The sequence below is a fragment of the Lutispora thermophila DSM 19022 genome (genome assembly GCF_900142105.1).
In the GTDB taxonomy this organism is placed as follows: Bacteria; Bacillota; Clostridia; order Lutisporales; family Lutisporaceae; genus Lutispora; species Lutispora thermophila.
Map to the genome: position 1 here is coordinate 33,010 of NZ_FQZS01000007.1, position 17,164 is coordinate 50,173.

Here is a 17,164-nt window from a genome sequence, read left to right on the forward strand (position 1 = left end):
AATGATAAGATTACTCATTAAGATACAGCTCTACCTTGTTCTGAACAGCCTTGGCTGTTTCTTCCACACTTTTTTCATTTTTCATATATTTCTCTATTTCATTCCATATTAGCTTATCCAGTTCTTGATCATAGGAGGAAATCTTGTTTATTTTTGCCATATAGCCTTTAAGATGTCCTATATCCTTCTCTGTAGGCCTGTACCATTCGGGAGGTATTTCATTCGTCTCCCTAAGCATATCTGCCATGGATTTTTCATCTGCTTTTTTATTAACAGGTAAATCATTGCTCTCACTAAGCTTATACTGTACTTCTTCAGATAAAAACAGTTTTATGAATTCACATGCCTCCCCCTTGTATTGGGAATTGCTGTTGATGGCTATGCTTCGGGCATTCACTTCTCTTATATCGGTGCTTAATCCTCTGATCTCAGGAATTATATGAAAGCCATCATAATACATACCATATGTCCATATATGCTTATAGCTATAAAACGAAATAGGAATAAATAATATATCTTCAGGTGCAAGCTCACCGTCAGAACGTATAATTTTCTTAACATCTAAATCAGGATGCAGTAATTTCCCATCAACCATGCGCCTCATAAGCTCCAGTGCCTGCATAAATTCCTGACTGTCAAATCTGGCAACCTTGTTTTCTTTATCAATATAGTAGTTAATATCTTCGTAAATTATATAATAATATAACTCTTCATGCTCCATCTTAGGAAGTATATAGAACTTTTCCTTAGAGCTGCTGTTAGCCTTTACAACTATATTATAAAGCTGCTCCCAAGTCATATCTTCCTTTAAAACAATTCCCTTTTGCTCCATGAGCTTGGTATTCACCAAAAAACAATTTATACTGTAATCAACAGGTAGACAGTAAAACCCATACTCTGCTTTTGATGCATTTATGAGATTTTCATTATAATCTTCTATATTAAAGCTTTCATTCTTATTGATAAATTCCTCCAGATTCACAAGAATGCCTTTCTCTATGTAATCTGTTAGAAGAAAGTCACTAAATATAATATCTGGTCCTTTTCCTGCCATCAGCTCTGTATTCAACTTTTTTATAGTTTCTTTATCTGACATCTCACTGATAACATTAATCTCTATATCAACATCTGGATGTTCTTTCTCATATTGTAAGGCTACATTTGAAAAAATATTATCAGCATAATAAGTTACGTATATGGTCAATCTCTTCTTATCTACCTCTGAGGCGCTCTTCTGGTTTTTATCCTGCTTTATGAAGCTGATGATACTTGACTTTTTACCATTATAGTTTTGAACATATATCACTTCCTCATCATCTACTATGAATCCATCTATATAATCGAAGGCTGACAGTTCTTTGATATCCAAAAGTCTTTCCTCTATATCACCATTAAAATCATAGGTAAAAATGACACCGTTTTGAATGCCATATAGCTTGCCTGTGCCCAAGTTGCAATATATATGTTCCGGCGCATCCACATTTTTTAATTCCTTCTCCCATACAAATTTATCATTTTGGAGATTTATTTTTTGTAAATAGCTTTTTCCCCCTGTATTTCTTTGCAGCAATATAATATTATCCATATAATCTATAGCAAAATCTGAATATTCAGCTCTATCCCAGTTTCTTGTAGTATTCAAGTTTTTGTCCAGCACCTCAACCGTCCCATCACCTTTAAGAACATAGATGTCTCCTTTTTTATCTATCATCATCTTGTTTATATATTTTCCTTTTAAAGATTCTGCGTTTCCCTTTATTTCCCTTACAATCTCATCTCCTAATCTCTGACCCTGTTGGTCGTATATTGCCAGCTCCATTATCATTCCAGTCACTTCACTGCCGTTTCTATTTTGATTTTGAAAAAGGGTATATAGCTTGTCCTCATCATCGTATGCAAGAGCCATGATTCCTTTAAAGGTGTCAGGAATTTCTCGCAGTAATGCTCCTTTATTATCAAATATACGTATCTTCTCCTTTTCTTCATCAAATACTGCAACCTCTCCTTTGCTATTGATACATAGGCTGGAGAAGTATTGCAAATCCATAGCATTACTTAAATCAAAAGCCTCATAATAGTATGGTCTTTCTTCCATGGTATCCTTGGAATTGGATGTACCCAACAGCTCTACAGCCTGTCATGGAAAACAGCATTGAAAATATACATATAATTCTGATTATGTTAATGGTAAAATAAAAGCATCAAAAAAGGGAAAGAAAATCCCTCAGTAGGGATACTAAAAAATTCCTTTTAGTTAAGAATGAAAATATAGATTCTGAGCTAAAAGGAGGAAAGAAAGGTGCTGAGGGAAGCTATGTATACAACAATAAAAACCCTTTTTGATAAAGGATATAACAAAACTCAAATTGCTAATATGTTAGGGATAGATAGAGGAACTGTTAGAAATGTATTAATAAGAATCGAAAAGGGAGAAGAAATTAAAAGGAAACCAGTTTCATCTATCTTAGATCCCTATAAAGAAATAATTAAAACAAAAATTAATCAAGAGTTAAGTGCAAAAAGAATATTTCAAGATATACAGGAATATGGATATACAGGCTCCTATGATACTGTAAAGAAATATGTTGGTAAATATAAAAAATCACATACAAAAGTGTATATGGTAAATAATACTCTACCAGGTGAAGAAGCTCAAGTTGATTTTGGATATATCGGGAAAATACCTGACCCTACGGGTAAGTTTAAAAAAGCATGGGTATTTTGCATGATACTTTCCTATTCAAGACTTATGTACTGTGAAATAGTATTTAATCAAGAAGTTGAAACATTCATTAGATGCCATGAAAATGCCTTTAAATATTTTGGTGGAGTACCTAAAATAGTTAAGATAGATAACCTTAAAGCTGCTATACTTGAAGCTAATTTTTATGAACCTATATATCAAAGAGAATATAAGGAGTTTGGTAAATACCATGGCTTTTCTTCTATACCATGTAGAGTAAAGACCCCTACTGATAAAGCTAAAATTGAATCTGGTGTTAAATATGTAAAGAATAATTTCTTTAAAGGGCTTAGCTTTAAGACATATGAAGAATATACAGATAAATTAAAGTCTTGGTTAGACGATATATGTAATGTTAGAATACATGGTACTACTAAAAAAATTCCCAAGGAAGTGTTTGAAGGTGAAGAAAAGCTAGCATTAATGCCACTTCCTATTGAAAAATATGATTTTTCTGTATGGGCTACAAGAAAAGTAAATACAAATTGTCATATATGTTATGAAAGTAACTTTTATTCGGTTCCGTATAGATTTATTAATAGCGAAGTTACTCTATGGGTTTGTAATAAATTAAACAAAATATACAGCAATTATGAACTAATAGCTACCCACCTAAAAATGGAGGGTAAAAGTCAATTTTCAACTAATACTGTCTATTACCCTGACTATAAAGTAAAAACTAAAATACAGCTGCAGTTAGAGTATAGACAAAAAATGGAGATAATAGGGCCAAATGCTTTAAAATTTTTCGACTGTATTTTAGATGAGTAAAAAAATCACTGGGGCAAACCAATATATGGTGTACTTAAACTAGCAGAAAACTACGGCTATGAAGTTATAGAAAAAGCATGTAAAAGAGCATTAATCTTTAATTCATTAAAATATCAAACAATAAAAAGTATATATGAAAAAGGTTTATATATTCTTGCGCTAGATAATACTGAAAGCCTTGTAACAAAAGATAATATGGATGATTTATCAAGACCTCTTTCAGAGTATGTGAAACTATTAAGTCTGAAGGAGGTGAGATAGCATGAATACTTCGATCATTAAAAACTTAAAAAACTTAAAGCTTTCCGGTGTAATTAAGACCCTTGAAACCAGAAACCAGCAGGCAATAAAAGAAAATTTATCATACATAGAATTTTTAGAATTACTTATTGATGATGAGCTGTCAAACCGTAAAGAAAACAGCTATAAAAAACGCACACTAAAAGCTCACTTTCCGGCTTTTAAGACATTAGAAGAATATGATTTTAATTTCCAACCATCTCTAAATAGGCAAGAAATATATAACCTTGCTACATGTGAATATATACGAAAAAAAGAAAATGTGGTTTTTATAGGTCCTCCAGGCACCGGTAAAACCCATTTAGCCATAAGCCTTGGAGTTAATGCTCTAAGGCAAGGATATAAAGTTATTTTTACAACTGTATCTGAGATGATGAGTGTATTATTTGAATCTAAGGCAGATAACTCATATCATCAAAAGCTAAAGTACTATTTATCTCCAGACTTACTTATACTAGATGAACTGGGATTTAGGAAGCTAAATGAGCATATTGTTGACCTTTTTTATGAAATTATCTCCAAAAGATATGAAAAAGGTTCAGTTATCATTACTTCAAATAAATCTTTTGATGAATGGGGAAATATATTCTATGATTCAATTTTAGCATTAGCTATTCTAGATAGAATTGTTCATCATTGCCATTTAGTCTTAATTAAAGGTGAAAGTTTTAGAATGAAAGAACAAAAAGAAAGATTCGATTCCAACTAAATTTTTTTACCCAAAGTGGTGGATTTTCTTTCCCATTTTTGCGGGATTTTTATTGACAATAACAATAATAGTATATAAAAATAGCAATATCTTCTCAACTTTACATGCAATGTAGCTTATCCCTTAACCACAAAGGCTCCTTAAGTACATGAACATATAAAAAGCCCCTATCTATCTTAGTGTAAAAGTTGTTTTCTTATACACTAAGATAGATAGGGGCTTGATTAAGCACTAACATATCTACTAATCGCAAATTAATTCAACATTTTCTGGAGAAAGTATAACATATTCTTCCCCTGTCTTCCATATAACTTTAACCTTAATATCTTTAATCAAAAAGTACTTCAAAGTATCGATATCATAATAGTCTGTCAGCAATGTTGAACGTCCGACTTCAAGTCCTTTATTAAAAGAATCAAATGTTATATTCTCAGATACGTCGGTTCCGAAACCAAGGAAGTTCTGAACTGCAAATGCACTTTTTAATGACTCATCCAAAAAAGCAGTAACCATTACATTATTATAAATTTTACCAGTCTTTGGAGTAATTCTTAACTTATAAATAACATTCATAAAACCATGTTCATCTTTTTCTTTTTTCAAATAAACATATAAATGATAATCAAAATTATCGCTTTTATTGCTATCAATAAGCAGATTCTCATCGATTTCTTTTTCATCGTACATAATAATATTGTTTGATTTCATATCCTTATTTATGCTAAATAACCAAAGCATCATTGGTAATAAAAAAAGAAAAGCAAATAATATAAATTTATATGTTTTTATTGAATCATTATTTATCATAATCATTAATATAACGGCACAAAAACATCTCTATATGGCCCTAGGTTGTATTTATATCTATATGATGCTTCAGCTTTAATATAACTGTCATTATTATAATTGTATTTCAAATCTTCTTTTATTGGAGAATAGCCATTTGTAGGAATACAGTCTACCGTTCCTGAACGAGTATATCCATCGGTACATTTGAAAGAAGCGTATTCATGCCTGAACCATTGTCTTTTTTGTATATCAACTTTTAAGATCCATTCTTTCAATGGTTCATTATATACATAACCTAGCTTATCAATATAACTGTACGAATGAGAAAGTTTTGCAGAACCAGGAGCTGTAGTAACTACTTCAGACCAGCTAGTTTGGAACATAATAAGCGCTACATCCTTCACTATATTGTAAACAGTTTTTGTGAAATAAGATGATATTGTTAATGTAATATTTAATATCGAAGATAGAATATTACTAGATTTTGAGCCATCTTCATATAATACTCCACTTGTCCATGGAGTTGAAGTAACTATATTTACGGTTCCATCTTCAATAATTGGACCATATAGTTGTATTTTTTCATTCTCATTATATCTTTCTCGTCTATATTTTTCTGCAGCTTCAATTTCATATCTATTTGCCTTTTCACTACTAAAAGGTATTACTATTTTACAATTATCACTTGTCGTATAGGAATTTTTATAATTATTCTTTGATGTGACATCAGCACTCAAAATAAGAGTATTACTCATAATTACTATAATTAAAAGAAATAATACTATTTTTTTTAACATAGCTCTACCTCCAATTTTAATTTTTAGCATTGTCAGTCCTGTAACCTATCTGTCATTTGTGATTAATAAATAAGTCAATATACCATATCCAATGGAGTCACCCCCATTTCTTATAAACTTGCTTTGCCTTTAAAATAAGGCTACAATACTTATATGTCTAGCTTATATAGGGCTTTTGTTATACTTTATCTTCATTAATGCATACAAATTAATAAAAGTTTTAAGATTGAAATTACCTGTCTAATTTTAGAATAGGAACATAGTGCTTCAAATGTTGCAAAAAAACTTGATATCCATGAGTAAATATAGTTTCAATTATTAACTTTATCTTATATGAGAAAAATCCTTTATGGAGTAAGATTGCAAAACTTGTACATGTTTTTGGTATAACTTACAATTTCCATTGTAAAATAAAATTTCCCCACCTATTTGGTGAAGGAATTATTGAGTATGAAGAGTAAGAATCGAAATGAACACAAGGATATCTGAAACACGAGAAGAATGCAAAAGCAGCATTGAGGGAGTCAAAAGTGCTTAACCTATACTTATAATATTCTTTACCTTTCCAATAACCAACAGAATACTTAATGCAAACATTGATACGGATATACATAACGAACCCCCATTGACTCTCAACCCCATCATCAAGATCGTAGCACATAACTCTAGCACAAGAATTATCCTTGTTCGCTTTTTATATATTTCTACTTCCTTTTTATCTAAGGGCTTGTTGGCATCCTCCACAGGAGCAAGAACATAGATGATTATTGCTGCAATCATTGCAATACATAAAATATTAAACCTTGTACTAGGAATAAGTTGTATTGCCAAAAGCACTGATATAGTTAATAATATGGAAAAAAAGTAACATCTTGATTGTGTCCTTGCATGATAACCTCCTGCATATGACCGCAACGGCATATATACAATCATAAATATAATACTTTGCCAAATCATTTTGAGTAAAAAGCCAATTATTATTATAGTAAGTATATTAAGAACTATGAGTAATCCTTGCTGCAAACCATATTCATATAGATCTCTTTCTTCAGCGTTTATGGTTCCGCTTACAATAAGCTCGCCTATAACTTTATAACTCATGTTCACAGCAATTAGAACTTTCGAAGTTTCTCTGCGCCTTTTGGCAGTTTAGGTTGATGAATTAGGAATGTACATGCTGTATTTACATTCATTTTTGTTACAAACAAGGCAAGGCAAGCAATCACACCACTAAACTTTATTAATGCTTTCCTCATTACTATTACCTCCCAATAAAATAAATAATTTCTTTATCTTTAACTTACATCAAAAATATACTTTATATATAAAAATGGTAAAACTCATATATGTTCTTGGTAAAACTTATAATTTGCTTTTTATCTCGAAAAACTATGACAAATTATTATATAAAAGCACATCTACGTTAAACATGGAGTCTGTATGATGTATATTCATTATACCGTTATATTTGCCAATGGCCTTTTTCACGCTTTTTAAGCCAAATCCGTGATTTTCTTTATCTTCATGAGTTGTTTTAAGATTTTTGTTCTCATATATAAGTTTTCCATCAAATGGATTTGAAATGTTTATATAAAAAACATTTCTGTCTAACTTAACAGAAGCTTTAATCACTTTGTTATTTTCCAATTTTGATACTGCTTCTATAGCGTTATCAAGCAAATTACCGAGAACTATGCTTAAGTCAAAGGGCTGTATATTAAGCTCTTTAGGTACACTTAATTCTAAATCTACTTTTATGCCACGCTTTTGTGCTTCATCTATTTTATAATTTAATATGCTATCTACCATCATGTTTCCGGATTTTATGTGATTATCTGATTCCCTGATATAATAAAAAATCCTATGTAAATACTCTAAAGCTCCTTTATTATCATTTCTTTCTATTAAAATCTGCAAAACAGATATATGGTTTTTTATATCATGTCTAAGAATTCTAATATTCTCATTAGATTGATTTATAATGTCCAGTTGTTTTTTATAGGCATTATTCTGTTGATGAAGCAATTCTTTTTCTATTCTTTCATGATAAGATTTAATCAAGGCATCATATAAATAAAAAACAAATACATTGATAATGAACAATATTGAAATGCTTATCAGAATTAATTGTATTTTGTATTGAGTTTCTATGGTTATCAACATAAAGGTTGAAAACATAGTTCCTATAGGTATTAAAACTATTGCAATCCAGTGTATAGGAGGAATATATATATCATTTGTTATCATTTTAAAATTTGATAAAGCAAGCATAACCATGTATGAAAATATTTTGGTGCAAATCAATGAAGTTATTAATTCTATATCTGCATTATCGCTTAATTGATTTAAATTTATAAATCTTAACCCAAACACAACTAAAACCTCAACAGATAACAGTATTGCATAAATGTAGACTATTGCAACCAATCTTGATTTCAATGAGGATGGATAGTTAAGTGTCAACAAGAAAAATAGAATTAGGTTTGAAATTAAGTTAATAGTTGGGTCATTAAAAATAATATAAATAATGGCTATTGTTAAGTAATAAAATACATAGGAAATAAATTCTATTTTTTTATTAGCTGTATCAGTTTCAAAGAAAAAAGTCATAAATTTGAAAATTGTATAAGTACCAAAGGTATTAGACAGAAGGTAAATAATATCATAACTATCAAGCATTATTATTTACCTCACTCTGTCTTATCTGGAGTAGTTTTTGACGTACAGCCTTTCTGTTACGTTGACTAATTGGAAGTACAACATTATTTGATATTCTCACCTTATCATACTGTGCTTCAATTATGTGATCATAGTTGACTAAATATGATTTATGAATAGGTATAAAAATAGCTCCTTTAATCTGATTTTGAATTATTGATAATTTTGAATAATATTCTTCTACACCATCTTTCATAACAATTCGAACTTTTTTACCTATGCTTTCAAAATATAATATATTATATAATGGTATTCTATAAAAACAGTGCCCTTTTTGATATTCAAAAATTAGGTCATTATTATGATGTATAAGCTTTAAAGCTGTTCTAAATACTTTTTGGATTTTTTCATATTTAAGAGGCTTGATTAAGAAATTGAGAGGCCTTATATCAAAAAGCTCCATGGCATAGCTATCTTTTCCTGATATATAAACTATATGGGTACTTTGGTTAGCTATTGTTTCTCTTATAAATTCTCCAATTTCTATACCATTCATAGTTTTTAAGTCAATATCTAAAAAAATCATATCATAATATATACCTTTATATAATGATTTACATAATCTTTCTCCGGAATAGAATATCTCTATAGAGATTTCCTGACAAAATGCTTGTCCAATCTTCATCAATACATCTTCCATATAGGCACATACTTCCTTCTCATCATCACATATAGCTATATTAAGCATATGAAGACCACCTCTATAAAGAAAATATAACAAATTTAATGTTAATTAAACATAATTCACCTATTATGTTTAATTATAGCATACAGCTTTTTTATATCTCAACTTGCAATTAGCAGAAGGTAGCACCAATTTGATATCTTTTTTAATAAGTAGATCGCCCTCGATGTTTATTTAACTCAACCTTTAAAATTCTCCTTAGCTTCTGCATTTGCTGCATTTTGCTCCTCTCTTTTTAACTTACTCATTGAGATACAACTCAACTTTATTTTGTATTACCTTAGCAGTTTCTTCTATACTTCTGCTGCCGGGAAGATATATCTTGATTTCATTCCAGATAGTATTGAACAATTCATCGGGTACGCCTAAAGCTCTATTCTTATTTATGCTATTTTTAATATAGCTTATAGCCTTTATATTATCCTCGCCCAACAGATTATATTTTTCTAACTCTTCATCAAAAACAGCAATTCTCTTTTCATCAGCTTTCCTATTTACAGCAAAATTTCTTTCGCTTAAATAGAATTGTGTATCTTCAGCAAGAAGGAATTTCACAAACTCCCATGCTTCTTCTTTAACTTGGGATCTGCTGTTTATGGATACATTATAAGCATCAAAGGGCCTGATATCTGTATACTCTCCCCAGGGCCATGGTAAAAGCTTCATGCCTTTATCAAAGGGATTGGTGATATTTAGCTGATGTTTTTGCTGACATCGCTATCAGAAGGATAATAAGAATATACAACTATTTCTTTTTATTGTTGATACCTTCTTCATTATTTTTTGTCCTTGTAAGCTTCAATATTTTTTGAGTATTATTGCTTCTTCCTTGGACATATATGTTTTCTTCTTCATCCACAATAAGCAGGAATATATTATCCTAATATCCAAGCTGCTCTCTTCCAGCAATATTTCCCTTTATGCTTCCTTCATCATTGAGCCATGCTATGCCTTGTGAAGTTAAGCAGTATAAAGTTTTACTCTTCGGATTATAGTATATGGATTCCGGCATATCAGTTTGTTTATAAGTCCTCTTCCAAATGGATTTTTGAATCTTTCCCGATATTTTCTCTATATATGCTTCCAAGTTGCTGCCATAGCCTAGGATCAATATATTATCTTCTTCGTCCAATTCAATATCCAAACATTATCTGCCTTTAAGCATATCAATATTTTTCAGCTTCTTGTCCAATATTTCTATTTCTCCGCTTGCTTTCAAACAGTATATATTTCCTTGAGCGACTGCTTCAATCTTACCTATTACTTCTCCAATAAGTTCTTTACTGTTCCCTTTAGTTTCCACAATACTGCTCTGTCTAAAAGTATATTGCTCTGAGTGTCATATATCCTAAGTTGTCTTTTAAACAATGCATTTTCTTGTCTGTCTTTCTTTTCAAGAGATTGTAGCAGTACATAAAGCTTATTATACTTGTCAAAGGTCAATACCCCGTCCCAGTTTTCTCCTACTTCTATCTCTCTGATTTTAGTTCCTTCTTTATCAAATATGCATATATTCTTTTCATAATAGTTGTATAGAGCCAATTCTCCGTTGTTTCCCATGGTAATTGAGGATATTCCTTTGCTTCCAGTGGCCGAATATATTTCGTTGACTTCATAGGTGAATTGCTCTTTCTCCTTATTGGTGCCAGTAGCAGGAGTTGTTCCATAAGATATAGTGAATATTAAGCTTATGATAATAAAGGATAGAATTATACGTTTCACTTTAATACTCTCCCATATCTTATACATTTTTTGAAATAGACACATAATTTTGGCATAGCTGAATATGCTATATACTTCAGCCATGCCTTATATTAATTCCAATCATCATCAAAACACATGATGCAAACAGCATCACAAGTAAATTCCTCAACAGTGACCTTCATATTTAAATTTGATATAGTTTCATCTCTGCCCATATTTTCGGTTTGAAAGTTATCAATATATTTCACTCAACAGCAAAAATTAAAACTTTCTACTCATTAAGATACAACTCCGCCTTGTTTTGTATGATCTTAGCCGCCTCCTCTGCACTTCTTTCGTTATTGAGATAAGCTTTAACCCCATCGCATATAATATCAAAGAGTTCTCCTCTATCCCAAGAGTTCTTGTTGCAATCTTTTATTATACCTTGCAGCCTTTGGATATATTCTGAAGTAATCCTATAAACATTTGAATTAGAATATAAATTTTGATTATCAAAAATCTGCTCAATATAATTGTCTCTTGCTTTTAGATTTACACGAAAGCCATCCTCTCCCATCTTGAACTGCATTTCCTCCGAAAGAAGAAATTTTATAAAAAGCCAAGCCTAATTTTTCTTTGACGTACTTTTATTTATAGCAATATAATCATCCCAAATTTCTTTTGCACCCGTATACAATCCCTTTGGGACAGGCAAAATATTTATACTTTTAAAGTAGACATTATAAGTTACTATATTGTCATACGAAAAAAGCTGAATAGGAAGAAATAAAATGTCATCAAGTTCGATTTCCCCGTCAGGTTTTATGACAGTACGTAAATCTATATCCGGATGCTCTATTTGCTCATCCATTATTCTTTTTAAGAGTTTTAATGCATCAGTAAATTCCTTTGTATCAAAAGCATACTTTTCATTTTTATCCACATAATAGTCTATATCTTTGAAAATTACTTCTCTAAACAAGTAACCTTCAGGTGTTTTAGGTATGGCATAGCATTTCGGGCTTTGCTTTTCATTTGCTTTTTTTGCCATGTTATATAGATCCAACCATGTCCAATTATCATTTAGCTCCATGCCTTTGTCTCACACCAATGTACTATTGACTAAAAAGCTATCTACAATATAGCTAACCGGCATAACATAAAACCCATCTTTGCTTCTATAAACATTAATTATTGTCTGGTCGTAATCGGTCATATCAAATTCAGGATCATTATTTATCATATCATCCAGTTTTAACAGCATTCCTTTTTCTTGATACTCATCAAAAGGAAAATAACTATAAATCAGGTCTGGACCTTTTCCAGCCATCAATTCAGTATTAATTCTCTGTAAATATTGCTCATACTCCAGCTCATCATATCTTTCTACAATAACCTTAGTATTTGTATATTTTTTCTCATTCATCTGAACTCACCAGAAAGCCGTATACATCTTCTATAGGCCATAAGTCCCTGCAATTCAATAATTTTTCTTTTGTTTTTCGAGCGAAGTCACATTTATATATTATTCCATCTCTAATTCCATAGGTGAACCCGGTCGCCTGATCAGTATATATGGACTAAGGACTATCATTATGAGCCATTTCCACTTTATAAATAGTATTATTTCTTCTGGGATCAATTTTTTCTACCGTACTTGAAGTATTATTAGTGTATAGCAATATCAAGTTATCAGCTTCATCCAAGCATATGTCCCTGTATTGAGCTGTTTCCCATTTTCCTTTTCCATTCAGAAATATGTCATAAACTTCGATAGTACCATCTGCTTTACGCATGTATATTTCGTCATTATCAGTAACATATATTTTCCGTATAAAATCGCCCTTTACAGTTTCCCGATCTCCCTCTATTTCACTGGTAAAACATTTATTATCTAATCTATTTCCTTGACTATCAAATACTATAAGCTTTCTTATTAATCCGTTTATACCGCCGCTATCATTTTTTCTTAAGTTTTCTACAATTACATAGAGGTTATCATTAGCCCTGAAATTCATATGGACATCTCCTCTAAATTCATCTGATATCTCCCTTATAAGCTCATTGTTCTAGTTTATCACAACAGTTTTTGCATTTTCTTTATCATAAAAAGCAATCTCATCTTTACTGTTTTTGCATATCTCAGAAATGCTGACCGATCTTAATTCTTCATTTATATCCACGATTTTAAAATATTTCATGTTCTCTTTTAATCCTGAATTATCATCTACAACATTATATTTACATCCTGATACCATGGATAGAATATAGAACAACAATAAAACAATTGAAAACCTAGCCATGGTTGTGCTTTTCATATTTTCACCTTCAATCTTCATTCCATATGTTCTTCTTATCCTTCGTGGATATTTTCTCTATGTAAGATTGTGAACCGCTGTCATAGCATAATCCTATTATATTGTTTTCTTCATCTATGGCTATATCCAGAAATTTCTTCCCTTGAAGCGTAGCGATATTTTTCAGCTTATTGTCCAGTATTTCTACCCCTTCACTTACTTTCAAACAGTATATATTCTCTTGGCTGTCTACTTCCATTCTTTCTGCAATTTCTCCCGTAATGTAATTGCTTTCCCCTTAGATTTCTGCTATTTAACTTTGATTTTCAATTGCATTTTCTTGAATATCATATATCTGCAACTGTCCCTTAAACAATATATTCTCGTTTTTTTTTCATTCTTTTCACGATATTGAAGAATCACATATAGCCTATTATCCTTGTTAAAGGCTAATATCCCGTCCCAGCTTTCTCCCACTTCTGTTTCTCCAGTTTTTATTCCGTCCTTGTCAAATATGTGTATCTTCTTTTCATAAAAAGTTGTATGCAACCAATTCTCCGTTCTTTCCCAAAGCAATTGATGATATGCCTTTGCTTCCATTGGTCGAATATATCTCATTGGCTTCATAGGTGAATTGATCTGGCTCTCTATAGGTGCTTTTTGCAGTCTTTACTCCGCAGGATGTAGTGAATATTATACTTATAACCATAAAGATTAGAGTTATAGCTTCACTCTAACACTCTCCAAGTTTCTTTGATACTTTGAATCAATCATTTAATTTGAGACATAGCTGAAGTATGACCAATACTTCAGCTATGCTTTATTACTCCTTGATCAAATAGTTAATTGAATTTCTACATTTATTTAATTTTAAATAATCACTTTCTAACTTAACCCCTTATGTTTATTTGGACTTACCACTGAATTATTAACCATGAATTAATATCAAATTACATTGTTTAAAAAACTAATTTATTTACTTTGTCATCAGCATAAGATTCTAATATGTCCACACTAAATATATTTTATGAACTGCATTCACAATACAAAAAGCTAAAAAGCGATTATCTGAATCTCTCAACTAATTTATAACACATCTTCAATTGCTTCTTCTCCAGAAAGCACATCAACAATATATTGGACTATATCTCTTTGATCATTTTCATTGAAAATGTTGAAAAATGGTTTATTAACTCCTTTATATTTATTCTTTTTATCGTCTATAAAAGCTTTATCAACCATGAGATAGCTCATTTGCTTAGACTGTTCCACCTCTGCATAATCTATCTTTATATTAGATAGGTTAAAACAATCTATAGTAGCTCTAAATCTATATTTGGCCAATAATTCTATCTCCTTGAAAAAATCTTCACTATATTCTTCATAATATATGCTCAATATGGAGGCATCTGCTTTTACCGCCTGAGAAATCATATAGGGAATTATACCAAATCCCTGTGCAATATCTTTGTTTATCGCCATAATACCTCCTGGCACTCCTATGATTATCACATCCGGCTTCTCATTAATTTCTATTCTTTTAACCATCCTATTGAACAAAATTACTTTATTCTGTTCTGAGATATCATCGCTAAGCATAAAATCCGGGAAAGAATGAAAACCAAAAATACTGCCATAACTTTTACTCCCAATTTGGCTTACATTATAACCTAATCTTTTTAATCCTTCCCATAGCGAAAGCTGAATATTGAATTTTTGAGTCCTATCTCCAAGCCCTAAAACAAATATGACTGGAACATCTATATCTAAAATATTGGTAAGCTTGGGCATGTTCGGCTTTTTATCATCGACAAAACTTTGAAATGACACATTATTGCTGTTACATAAATCCTCTAAAAGTTTTAAGTGATAAGATTCAATTTTTGTGAGGCTAATGATACCTTTGCCTTTGGAAACTTGAAGCTCTAGCTTTGGATAAACTATTTTTTCGAAATCAAGCTCCTTAAATGAATCTACCAAAACAACAGCATCATAATCCTTATCATTATATTCTTCAAAATCTTTTGCTACTATAAGCCCAATCTCTCCTCCGCCATCAGCAGTTCCTGCATCCTTGCCCACTAATGCCCATCCTCTTGGGGAAACAACTCCTACAGAGTTAAAAACTTTGTTGAGATGATTAAATCTTAACAAAAAAGCAGATTCACTGTCATATGGATATATCAACGCTCTTTTCCTATCCATCACAGTACCTCCCCTTCCAAAGCATATGCTGCTTCATCGTTGAAAGCATATCCCATTTCTCTCATCATGCAGTAGTTTTTCATCCGCTCTTCGATATCGTTCCTTACTCTGACACAATTGGAAAGCTTTTTCTCTTTGGATAATCCTTCAATATTATCTGCAAAAGCAGCGCATAAATAACAAAACCTATAAGCCCAGCAGTTCCTACATTTATCCTCTGTCAGTCTTCCTATATTAAGGATTTTATCCATTTTATCCAAATCAAAGCCATCATATATATTGCCAATTTTCATATGCTCAGATAATTCACTAACTCTCTCACAAGGATAAAATGTACCGTCAGTATCCATGAAAAGTCGGTTCAAGCCTGGAACACAAGGACCACCGTGATGTTCTTTTTTAGATACACTTTTATAATTTTTTCTTTCATTTATACTAACTATAGACTTTGCGAATTCAGTTTCATATAATTTGGAAGCATATCTTTTATCCAGCTTTCCCAGTTTATAGAGAAGAAATTTGAATCGCTCATAACTGATATCGATATAAAAGCTTTCTTTCATCCTTATTTCTTTGTTGGAATACTGGTTGCTTACTGAAGCAGTATTAATCCTGAAATCCTTTATATCCTCATATTCACAAAAGAACTTGGTAGTACAATGAAAATCTGTGGTACCATCCAGTACCGCATTGAAGCTTATATTTTTCTTTACATATTCAGGATGCTTTTTCTTTAATTCAGCTATGTTTTCCATTATAACTTTGAATGTACCTTTTCCGTTGGAAGCAAACTTACGATTTTTATCGTGTATTTCTTCAGGACCATCTAAACTGACCAATATCTGGACATCGTTTTCGGCCATATAATCAGCAATTTTTCCCTTAAGCAAAGTTCCATTAGTAGTCATATGAAATAGTATGTTTTGTCCCTCTGCCTGCTCTTTTGCATATTCCACACACTGCATGATAAAATCTGGTCTCAGTAAAGGCTCGCCTCCATAAAAGCCTATGTTTATCATATTGGATTCAGAAGAGTTCTCTATTAATAAATCAATGCCCTTCTTTGCAATATCGAAGCTCATGCTCTTATCATCGTGTATCCTATTCTTATATGAACCAGAGTAAACACAGTATTCACATCTTAAATTGCATTGCTGAGTCACCTGTAAGGTTATGGAGCTCAGCCTGTTTTTTATCACATAAGGAAGCAATGAGCTAAAAGAATGTTCCATCTTTTCTACTCTTTTTGATGATAAAAAACCTTGATCTCTCATTTTATTGATTTTCTCTTCTAAATCTTCCTTAATTTCAGAAGATCCATTTTTCCTTTTGTTTATATATTCATACAGATTTTTATCTATCTTTAAAATAGAATTTGTATTGACATCATATAAATAGTATCCTTGCCTTGTATTAAAAGTATGTATAAAAGCATCCTTGATATCCAATTTCTCACCCTCCTTT

General features: G+C 31.2%; 21 protein-coding genes and 1 pseudogene. 2 read left to right on the forward strand and 20 right to left on the reverse strand.

Annotated features, from left to right (window positions below; translation table 11 throughout):
- Window positions 1-10: 10 nt before the first annotated feature.
- Complete coding sequence (locus BUB48_RS05740; RefSeq protein WP_073025298.1) at window positions 11-2,122, reverse strand: extracellular solute-binding protein; 2,112 nt, start codon at window positions 2,120-2,122, stop codon at window positions 11-13.
- 192 nt (window positions 2,123-2,314) lie between these two features.
- Here BUB48_RS05740 and istA point away from each other — a divergent pair.
- Window positions 2,315-3,775, forward strand: a pseudogene (gene istA / locus BUB48_RS05745) (IS21 family transposase).
- A 1-nt stretch (window position 3,776) separates the two neighbouring features.
- Entirely contained in the window at window positions 3,777-4,523 is a 747-nt protein-coding gene (gene istB, locus BUB48_RS05750; RefSeq protein WP_073025299.1) for an IS21-like element helper ATPase IstB, read from the forward strand.
- A gap of 243 nt (window positions 4,524-4,766) precedes the next feature.
- Here istB and BUB48_RS05755 read toward each other — a convergent pair whose 3' ends face one another.
- The 19 genes from BUB48_RS05755 to ccpM form a co-directional block, all read right to left on the reverse strand.
- Window positions 4,767-5,231, reverse strand: a complete 465-nt coding sequence (locus BUB48_RS05755) for a hypothetical protein (protein ID WP_139249925.1) — start codon at window positions 5,229-5,231, stop codon at window positions 4,767-4,769.
- Between the two features lie 104 nt (window positions 5,232-5,335).
- Window positions 5,336-6,109: a hypothetical protein gene (locus BUB48_RS05760; protein WP_073025301.1), complete on the reverse strand. Its 774-nt coding sequence runs from the start codon at window positions 6,107-6,109 to the stop codon at window positions 5,336-5,338.
- Window positions 6,110-6,643: 534 nt separating this feature from the next.
- The gene (locus tag BUB48_RS05765) at window positions 6,644-7,210 is read right to left on the reverse strand and encodes an accessory gene regulator ArgB-like protein (protein WP_073025302.1); all 567 of its coding nucleotides are present in this window, start codon (window positions 7,208-7,210) and stop codon (window positions 6,644-6,646) included.
- Between the two features lie 11 nt (window positions 7,211-7,221).
- A complete protein-coding gene (locus BUB48_RS05770; RefSeq protein WP_073025303.1) occupies window positions 7,222-7,365 on the reverse strand; it encodes a cyclic lactone autoinducer peptide in 144 nt (47 codons plus the stop codon).
- 133 nt (window positions 7,366-7,498) lie between these two features.
- A complete protein-coding gene (locus BUB48_RS05775) occupies window positions 7,499-8,482 on the reverse strand; it encodes a sensor histidine kinase (protein WP_175548370.1) in 984 nt (327 codons plus the stop codon).
- A gap of 298 nt (window positions 8,483-8,780) precedes the next feature.
- The gene (locus BUB48_RS05780; RefSeq protein ID WP_073025305.1) at window positions 8,781-9,515 is read right to left on the reverse strand and encodes a LytR/AlgR family response regulator transcription factor; all 735 of its coding nucleotides are present in this window, start codon (window positions 9,513-9,515) and stop codon (window positions 8,781-8,783) included.
- 237 nt (window positions 9,516-9,752) lie between these two features.
- Window positions 9,753-10,178 carry a type 2 periplasmic-binding domain-containing protein gene (locus tag BUB48_RS05785; protein ID WP_073025306.1) on the reverse strand — a complete coding sequence of 142 codons (426 nt, stop codon included), beginning with the start codon at window positions 10,176-10,178 and terminating at the stop codon, window positions 9,753-9,755.
- 214 nt (window positions 10,179-10,392) lie between these two features.
- Window positions 10,393-10,656, reverse strand: a complete 264-nt coding sequence (locus tag BUB48_RS05790; protein WP_073025307.1) for a hypothetical protein — start codon at window positions 10,654-10,656, stop codon at window positions 10,393-10,395.
- A 3-nt stretch (window positions 10,657-10,659) separates the two neighbouring features.
- Complete coding sequence (locus BUB48_RS18035; RefSeq protein WP_175548372.1) at window positions 10,660-10,815, reverse strand: hypothetical protein; 156 nt, start codon at window positions 10,813-10,815, stop codon at window positions 10,660-10,662.
- Complete coding sequence (locus tag BUB48_RS05795; protein ID WP_139249926.1) at window positions 10,773-11,234, reverse strand: hypothetical protein; 462 nt, start codon at window positions 11,232-11,234, stop codon at window positions 10,773-10,775. The genes BUB48_RS18035 and BUB48_RS05795 overlap by 43 nt, the downstream gene beginning before the upstream one ends.
- A gap of 253 nt (window positions 11,235-11,487) precedes the next feature.
- A complete protein-coding gene (locus tag BUB48_RS05800; protein ID WP_073025309.1) occupies window positions 11,488-11,787 on the reverse strand; it encodes a hypothetical protein in 300 nt (99 codons plus the stop codon).
- A 36-nt stretch (window positions 11,788-11,823) separates the two neighbouring features.
- Window positions 11,824-12,249: a hypothetical protein gene (locus BUB48_RS05805; protein ID WP_207648320.1), complete on the reverse strand. Its 426-nt coding sequence runs from the start codon at window positions 12,247-12,249 to the stop codon at window positions 11,824-11,826.
- A 51-nt stretch (window positions 12,250-12,300) separates the two neighbouring features.
- Window positions 12,301-12,624, reverse strand: coding sequence for an extracellular solute-binding protein (locus BUB48_RS05810; protein ID WP_073025311.1), 324 nt, complete (start codon window positions 12,622-12,624; stop codon window positions 12,301-12,303).
- A 154-nt stretch (window positions 12,625-12,778) separates the two neighbouring features.
- On the reverse strand, window positions 12,779-13,216 hold the full coding sequence (locus BUB48_RS05815; protein WP_073025312.1) for a hypothetical protein: 438 nt from the start codon (window positions 13,214-13,216) through the stop codon (window positions 12,779-12,781).
- A 51-nt stretch (window positions 13,217-13,267) separates the two neighbouring features.
- Window positions 13,268-13,516 (reverse strand): hypothetical protein, encoded by a 249-nt coding sequence (locus BUB48_RS05820; RefSeq protein ID WP_139249927.1) that lies wholly within the window; start codon window positions 13,514-13,516, stop codon window positions 13,268-13,270.
- A 10-nt stretch (window positions 13,517-13,526) separates the two neighbouring features.
- Window positions 13,527-13,754, reverse strand: a complete 228-nt coding sequence (locus BUB48_RS05825; protein ID WP_073025314.1) for a hypothetical protein — start codon at window positions 13,752-13,754, stop codon at window positions 13,527-13,529.
- Window positions 13,755-13,804: 50 nt separating this feature from the next.
- Window positions 13,805-14,122, reverse strand: a complete 318-nt coding sequence (locus BUB48_RS05830; RefSeq protein ID WP_175548373.1) for a hypothetical protein — start codon at window positions 14,120-14,122, stop codon at window positions 13,805-13,807.
- A 459-nt stretch (window positions 14,123-14,581) separates the two neighbouring features.
- Window positions 14,582-15,700 carry a TIGR04066 family peptide maturation system protein gene (locus BUB48_RS05840; RefSeq protein WP_084524393.1) on the reverse strand — a complete coding sequence of 373 codons (1,119 nt, stop codon included), beginning with the start codon at window positions 15,698-15,700 and terminating at the stop codon, window positions 14,582-14,584.
- Window positions 15,700-17,148 (reverse strand): Cys-rich peptide radical SAM maturase CcpM, encoded by a 1,449-nt coding sequence (gene ccpM / locus BUB48_RS05845; protein WP_084524394.1) that lies wholly within the window; start codon window positions 17,146-17,148, stop codon window positions 15,700-15,702. Before ccpM ends, BUB48_RS05840 begins: the two co-directional genes overlap by 1 nt.
- Window positions 17,149-17,164: the final 16 nt, after the last annotated feature.

Bases quoted from the DNA above. Each gene is read 5' to 3' on its own strand.
- istB (WP_073025299.1), top strand. From the start codon at position 3,777: ATGAATACTTCGATCATTAAAAACTTAAAAAACTTAAAGCTTTCCGGT.
- BUB48_RS05755 (WP_139249925.1), bottom strand. From the start codon at position 5,231: ATGAAATCAAACAATATTATTATGTACGATGAAAAAGAAATCGATGAG.
- BUB48_RS05760 (WP_073025301.1), bottom strand. From the start codon at position 6,109: ATGTTAAAAAAAATAGTATTATTTCTTTTAATTATAGTAATTATGAGT.
- BUB48_RS05765 (WP_073025302.1), bottom strand. From the start codon at position 7,210: ATGAGTTATAAAGTTATAGGCGAGCTTATTGTAAGCGGAACCATAAAC.
- BUB48_RS05770 (WP_073025303.1), bottom strand. From the start codon at position 7,365: ATGAGGAAAGCATTAATAAAGTTTAGTGGTGTGATTGCTTGCCTTGCC.
- BUB48_RS05780 (WP_073025305.1), bottom strand. From the start codon at position 9,515: ATGCTTAATATAGCTATATGTGATGATGAGAAGGAAGTATGTGCCTAT.
- BUB48_RS05785 (WP_073025306.1), bottom strand. From the start codon at position 10,178: ATGAAGCTTTTACCATGGCCCTGGGGAGAGTATACAGATATCAGGCCC.
- BUB48_RS05800 (WP_073025309.1), bottom strand. From the start codon at position 11,787: ATGCAGTTCAAGATGGGAGAGGATGGCTTTCGTGTAAATCTAAAAGCA.
- BUB48_RS05805 (WP_207648320.1), bottom strand. From the start codon at position 12,249: ATGGCAAAAAAAGCAAATGAAAAGCAAAGCCCGAAATGCTATGCCATA.
- BUB48_RS05810 (WP_073025311.1), bottom strand. From the start codon at position 12,624: ATGAATGAGAAAAAATATACAAATACTAAGGTTATTGTAGAAAGATAT.
- BUB48_RS05815 (WP_073025312.1), bottom strand. From the start codon at position 13,216: ATGAATTTCAGGGCTAATGATAACCTCTATGTAATTGTAGAAAACTTA.
- BUB48_RS05820 (WP_139249927.1), bottom strand. From the start codon at position 13,516: ATGAAAAGCACAACCATGGCTAGGTTTTCAATTGTTTTATTGTTGTTC.
- BUB48_RS05825 (WP_073025314.1), bottom strand. From the start codon at position 13,754: ATGGAAGTAGACAGCCAAGAGAATATATACTGTTTGAAAGTAAGTGAA.
- BUB48_RS05830 (WP_175548373.1), bottom strand. From the start codon at position 14,122: ATGAAGCCAATGAGATATATTCGACCAATGGAAGCAAAGGCATATCAT.
- BUB48_RS05840 (WP_084524393.1), bottom strand. From the start codon at position 15,700: ATGGATAGGAAAAGAGCGTTGATATATCCATATGACAGTGAATCTGCT.